This window comes from Streptomyces sp. ADMS (genome assembly GCF_033441795.1).
GTDB lineage: Bacteria > Actinomycetota > Actinomycetes > Streptomycetales > Streptomycetaceae > Streptomyces.
The window spans coordinates 1-765 of record NZ_JAVFVX010000359.1 but is presented as its reverse complement, the minus strand read 5'-3'; the positions used below and the strand labels follow the sequence as shown (position 1 = coordinate 765).

Below are 765 nucleotides of genomic sequence, written 5' to 3'. Positions count from 1 at the left end.
GACACCGACGACGGAGCCCACGTTGCCCTTGACGGGCAGACCGACGCAGAGCTTGTTCAGGGTGCCCTGCGCCAGGCTCATCTGCGGGCTCATGTCGCCCTTGGTCATGGAGTTGCCGAACTTCGAGACAGCACCGTTCCCGCTGACGGACGTCGTGCCGCCGTCGTCCGCCGTGGCAAGCGCCTGAGGGGCGGTCGCCGCCGAGACCCCGACGACAGAAGCGGCTACCGCCACCGCGGCCATTGCCTTCTTCAGCATTTTGCTTTCCTTTCCTGGCAGAGACACGCGTTCCTGCTCTCGCATCAACCGGACGCGGAGGGATTGGTTTCGCTTCTTCACCCGGTTGGCCCGTTCCCGGCCTGGAAATCCGTGGAAACTCCCGACTCACGTATCCCCGGGAACACCCCTCGCTGTGGGCCATCGGAGTGAACCGGAGCAACCATGCGGGCTCAAGGCAGTTGATCAGAGTGCTCCGGTCGACGGGGTTTCTTCCGAAGGGACTAGCAAGTGATCAAGAAGGTTATGGCTGCCGCCGCAGTCGCCGCTTCCGTCATCGGTGCCTCCGCCGCGGTCGCGCCGCAGGCCATGGCGATCGCCAACGACGGTGGCACGACCTCCACCAGCGGCAACGGCGCCATCCAGAAGTACGGCAACTCGGCCACGTACGGCAACATGAGCCCCCAGATGGCGCTCATCCAGGGCTCGCTCAACAAGCCCTGCATCGGCCTGCCGGCCAAGGTCAACGCCGGTTCCCTCGTTGGCGTG

The 765-nt window shown here is 65.2% G+C and carries 2 protein-coding genes; one reads left to right on the top strand and one right to left on the bottom strand.

All coding sequences use genetic code 11. The annotated features are described in order from the left end of the window. Positions 1-258 (bottom strand): rodlin (locus tag RB628_RS41025; RefSeq protein ID WP_318325721.1); only part of this gene is annotated, 258 nt, incomplete at its 3' end. Between the two features lie 249 nt (positions 259-507). On the opposite strand from RB628_RS41025, the gene RB628_RS41020 reads away from it, so the two are divergent. Further along, positions 508-765: rodlin (locus RB628_RS41020; protein WP_318325720.1), on the top strand; the 258-nt coding region annotated here is incomplete at its 3' end.